The sequence below is a fragment of the Roseitalea sp. genome, from assembly GCF_984466335.1.
Genome location: NZ_CFIFWG010000205.1, coordinates 1 through 4,526 on the forward strand (window position 1 = coordinate 1; position 4,526 = coordinate 4,526).

At 67.1% G+C, this 4,526-nt stretch carries 7 protein-coding genes; 6 read left to right on the top strand and 1 reads right to left on the bottom strand.

Annotated features, from left to right (window positions below; all coding sequences use genetic code 11):
* The first annotated feature begins 9 nt into the window (after positions 1-9).
* From ccmA to AC5E6L_RS14295, 6 genes are all read left to right on the top strand, one after another.
* Positions 10-534: a heme ABC exporter ATP-binding protein CcmA gene (gene ccmA, locus AC5E6L_RS14270; protein ID WP_491774173.1), complete on the top strand. Its 525-nt coding sequence runs from the start codon at positions 10-12 to the stop codon at positions 532-534.
* Positions 531-1,196 carry a heme exporter protein CcmB gene (gene ccmB / locus AC5E6L_RS14275; protein WP_491774166.1) on the top strand — a complete coding sequence of 222 codons (666 nt, stop codon included), beginning with the start codon at positions 531-533 and terminating at the stop codon, positions 1,194-1,196. The genes ccmA and ccmB overlap by 4 nt, the downstream gene beginning before the upstream one ends.
* 385 nt (positions 1,197-1,581) lie before the next feature.
* A complete protein-coding gene (locus AC5E6L_RS14280) occupies positions 1,582-2,370 on the top strand; it encodes a heme ABC transporter permease (protein ID WP_491229840.1) in 789 nt (262 codons plus the stop codon).
* 3 nt (positions 2,371-2,373) lie between these two features.
* Positions 2,374-2,547 (top strand): heme exporter protein CcmD, encoded by a 174-nt coding sequence (ccmD, locus tag AC5E6L_RS14285; RefSeq protein WP_491229839.1) that lies wholly within the window; start codon positions 2,374-2,376, stop codon positions 2,545-2,547.
* Positions 2,544-3,158 carry a DsbE family thiol:disulfide interchange protein gene (locus AC5E6L_RS14290; RefSeq protein WP_491774169.1) on the top strand — a complete coding sequence of 205 codons (615 nt, stop codon included), beginning with the start codon at positions 2,544-2,546 and terminating at the stop codon, positions 3,156-3,158. Before ccmD ends, AC5E6L_RS14290 begins: the two co-directional genes overlap by 4 nt.
* Before the next feature lie 227 nt (positions 3,159-3,385).
* Positions 3,386-4,207, top strand: coding sequence for an amino acid ABC transporter permease (locus AC5E6L_RS14295; protein ID WP_491774175.1), 822 nt, complete (start codon positions 3,386-3,388; stop codon positions 4,205-4,207).
* Positions 4,208-4,232: 25 nt separating this feature from the next.
* On the opposite strand, the gene AC5E6L_RS14300 is transcribed toward AC5E6L_RS14295, so the two are convergent.
* Positions 4,233-4,526 (bottom strand): Asd/ArgC dimerization domain-containing protein (locus AC5E6L_RS14300; RefSeq protein WP_491774171.1); only part of this gene is annotated, 294 nt, incomplete at its 5' end.

Genomic DNA, 4,526 nt, shown 5'->3' on the forward strand with positions numbered 1-4,526 from the left:
GGCCAGGGCATGCTGGTGATCGGGCCGAACGGGGCGGGCAAATCGACGCTCCTGCGCGTTCTGGCCGGCCTTCTGCGTCCCGCGACCGGTTCGGCGCGCATCGAGGGTGCCGGCGACGGCCCGGCGGAGATCGCCGCCCATGCCCATTTCCTGTCGCCGCTGAACGCGATGAAGCCGGCGCTCACGGTGCGCGAAAACCTTGCCTTCTGGCGGGGCTTCGGCGACATGCCCTGGCAGAGCGTCGAGGGCGCGCTCGATCGGGTCGGGCTGGCGCATGTGATCGATGCGCCCTTTTCCGACCTGTCGACCGGCCAGCGCCGGCGCGTCGCCATCGCCCGCCTGTTCGTTGCGCGAAAGCCGGTCTGGCTGCTCGACGAACCGACATCGGGCCTCGACCGGGGCGCCGAGGCGGCCTTTGCGGCCCTTGTCGCCGATCATCTCGCGGAGGGCGGCATCGCCGTCGCCGCCACACACCTGCCGATCGCGGTGCCGGGCATGAGGACGCTGCGCTTCACCGCCGGGGCCGGCGCATGATCGCGCTGATCGTCCGCGACGTCAGGCTCGGCATCCGCGCCGGCGGCGGCGCGCTGATCGGCATCCTGTTCTATCTGGCCGTGGTCACGGTTGCGCCCTTCGCCATCGGTCCGGACCTCAATCTGCTCGGGCGCATCGGCCCGGCGGTCCTGTGGACCGGCGCGCTTCTGGCCTCGCTTTTGGGCCTTGAACGGCTGTTCCGGATCGACCATGAGGACGGCGCGCTCGACATTTTGGCGATGAGCCGGCACGAGACGCCGCTGGCGCTGACCGTGCTTGCCAAATGCGTCGCCCACTGGCTGGTGACCGGCCTGCCGCTGGTGCTGGTGACGCCGCTGCTCGGCCTCTTGCTCAACATGAGCGGGGTGGCCATCGGCGCCACCGCGCTGACCCTTCTGATCGGCACGCCGGCGATCACCTTCATCGGCGCGGCGGGAGCCGCCGTCGCCGTGTCGCTGCCGCGCGGCGGGCTCTTGGTCTCGGTGATCATCCTGCCCTTCACCATCCCCGTCCTGATCTTCGGCGTGATGGCCACGCTCGGCGCGGTCGAGACTTTCGCGCCCTTGGTCCAGCCGCTGTCATTCCTGGCCGCCCTGACGCTGTTCTTCGCCGTGCTCGGCCCGTTTGCCGCCGGCCTGGCGCTGAAGGGCATGCAGGATTGAAGGGTTTACGCTGACAATCCACTTCGGCATCCTGTTCCAATGGGAATAAAGGAGCACCCAAGGCGGGGCGGTCTTGCGATGGCTGACTGCTCGGCGAGGGCCACTGGCAGGCCGGGCGATGACAAATCCTTTGTCAGTGACGGTCAAATGTCAGTGACGATCAAAGCCCCGCAATGCGGGGCTTTTTTCATCCGGAGACGCCTCAGGAACGATGGTCAGGACCATCAAACTCACGACCCGCCGCGCGGCGGTGTCTGGTCGGTTCGTGACAATGGCCACGGCGCGCTGATCAGGACCTGGGATCATTGGATCGAGGGCGCGCCCATGTGCGGCCCTTTGTCCGGGAGCGATTGCGCGGCAACGCGCCCCGCTCTAGAACGGGATCATGAGTGATGCCGCCACACCCAAGCCCGGCTTCTGGTCCGGCCTTGCCAGCCCGACACGGTTCATGGCCCTGTCGGCCGTCCTGCTTCCGTGGATCTGGATCATCGCCGCCATTTGGACATTGGGCGGCCTTGTCTGGGCATGGAACGCACCGCTCGACTATCAGCAGGGCGAGACGGTGCGGATCATGTACATCCATGTGCCGTCGGCTTGGATTTCCATGTTCACCTACGCGGTCATGGCCGCCTCGGCGCTGGGTGTTCTGATCTGGCGCCATCCGCTGGCGGACGTGTCGATCCGCGCTGCCGCTCCGATCGGCGCGGCCTTCACCCTGGTCTGCCTGATCACCGGCTCGCTTTGGGGGCGCCCCATGTGGGGAACCTGGTGGGTGTGGGACGCGCGGCTCACGTCTGTCTTCATCCTGATGCTGATGTATCTGGGCATCCTCGCCCTGCAACGCGCCATGGACGATCCGGCTCGCGCGGCGCGGCCGGTCGCGATCCTCGTTCTGGTCGGCTCGATCAACATTCCGATCATCAAGTTCTCCGTCGACATATGGAACACGCTGCACCAGCCCGCCTCGGTGATCCGTTTCGACGGCCCGACGATCCATGCCTCCATGCTCTGGCCGCTCATGGTGACCGCGTTCGGCTTCATGGCGCTGTTCGCCGCCATGCACCTGACGGCGATGCGCAACGAGGTGCGCCGCCGGCGCGGCGCGGCGATGCGCCGGGCCGGCGCGCGCGGGCCGGCGTCCGCGCCGGCGACGGCCGTGCTCGAACAGGGCTAGGCGATGCTGAGCCACGCCGCCTTCGTGCTTTTGAGCTATGGCGCGAGCCTGCTGGTGTTTGCGGTGGTGCTGGCATGGCTGCTCATCGATCGCGCGGTGACCCGGCGCGAACTCGAACGGCTCGAAAGGGCCGGCTTCCGCCGCCGTTCCGACACCGGCGAGACGGGCCGGTCATGAGCGCGGGCGAAACCGGCACAAGGGGTTCGAACGGCATCTCCTGGCCGATCATGGCCGCGGCGATCGTCGTCCTGGGCCTGTTCGGCGTTTTCGCCTACATGCTGCTGTTGCCCGACCGCGTGGCCTCGACGGTGCCCTCGGCCCTGATCGGGCGGGCAGCGCCGCACACGCCGCTGCCCGCCATTGCGGGCATGACCACGCAACAGGGCGACCCCATGCCGGGCTTCGACCCGGCCATGCTGGAGGGGAGCGTTTCGCTGGTGAACGTCTGGGGGTCCTGGTGTGCGCCCTGCCGCGAGGAGCATCCCTGGCTGATGGAACTGGCCAGTGACGAACGCATCCGAATCATCGGCTTCAACTACAAGGACAGGCCGGGCAACGCGATCCGCTTCCTGCGCCAGCTCGGCAATCCCTATGACGCCGTCGGCGCCGACGGCCACGGCCGCGCGGCCCGCGAAAGGGGCGTCGACGGCGTTCCCGAGACCTTCATCGTCGGCCCGGACGGCGTGATCGCCTACAAGCATGTCGGCCCGATCGACGAGAACATCATGCGCCGCCTTTTGATGCCGGAGATCGAGCGGCTGGTGACCCTGGCATCGCCGACGTCCTGATGAGGAAGCGCCCGCGCCCCGCATCCCCTCATGGGTGCTGGAGGAGGGACGTTTGCGGACCGCCAAGCCACCGGCATGGCGCCAGATCCGGGTCGAAGATCAGAGCGCGGAGCGGAGGCCGCCCCTCCCCGGCATGCGGGGAGGGATGAAAGGTGGGGGTTAAGATGAAGCGTGCGGGGTATGGTCTTGCCGCGTTGACGCCGCCGGGTCAGCGTTGACCCATGATCATGCCGCCGCCCGAAGCCGCGCAGGAGACGCCCGACAAGGACTTTCCCTGGTGGCTGGCGGCGATCGTGATCATCGGTCTCGGCCTCGCCGTGGTGATCGTCACGAGCGATCTTTACGCCCAGGTGTTCCGCACTGTCTGGCGTGGCGTGCGGATTACCGTCTTCGTCACGCTCGTCGGCTTTGGCCTGGCAAGCGTGCTCGGCCTTGGGCTGGCGCTGATGGCGCTGTCCGGCTCGCTCGTCCTGCGCCAGATCGCCCGTTTCCATGTCGAGGTGATCCGCGGCGTGCCGATCATCGTTCTGCTGTTCTACATCGCCTTTGTCGGAGCACCGGCGCTGATCTGGCTGATCAACGCCGTCACCTGGCCCTTGCAGCAGGCTGGCCTCGCCGAGCCGTGGCAGGTGCGCGACATTCCGCTTTTGTGGCGCGCGATCCTGGCGCTTATGATCGGTTATTCGGCCTTTATCGCCGAAGTGTTCCGGGCAGGCATCCTCGCCGTCGACAAGGGGCAGGTCGAGGCGGCCGAGGCGCTCGGCCTGTCACGCACGCAACGCTTCGGCCTGATCGTCTTTCCGCAAGCGATCCGCACCATCCTGCCACCGCTGGGCAATGATTTCGTCGCCATGGTCAAGGATTCCTCGCTCGTCTCGGTGCTCGGCGTCGCCGACATCACCCAGATGGGAAAGGTCTATGCGTCCGGCTCGTTTCGTTTCTTCGAGACCTATTCGATCGTCGCCTACATCTATCTGATGCTGACGATCACCCTGTCGATCGCCCTGCGCCAGCTTGAAAAGCGGTTGCGCAGGAGCCGGCAGGACTAGAGCGTCCTGTGATTAGAGCGTTCTGTCAGGCCGCGTGCCTCTTGGGCTGGATCAGGGCGCGATTGACGAGCAGTTCGGCGATCTGGATCGCGTTCAGCGCCGCGCCCTTGCGCAGATTGTCGGCGACGACCCAGATGTTCAGGCCGTTGTCGACCGTCGGATCCTCGCGGATGCGCGAAATGTAGGTGGCGTCCTCGCCGGCCGATTCGTAGGGCGTCATGTAGCCGCCGTCCTCATGCTTGTCGACGACCAGGCAGCCGGGCGCCTCGCGCAGGATGGCGCGCGCCCGCTCGGCGGTGATCTCGCCGGCGAACTCGAT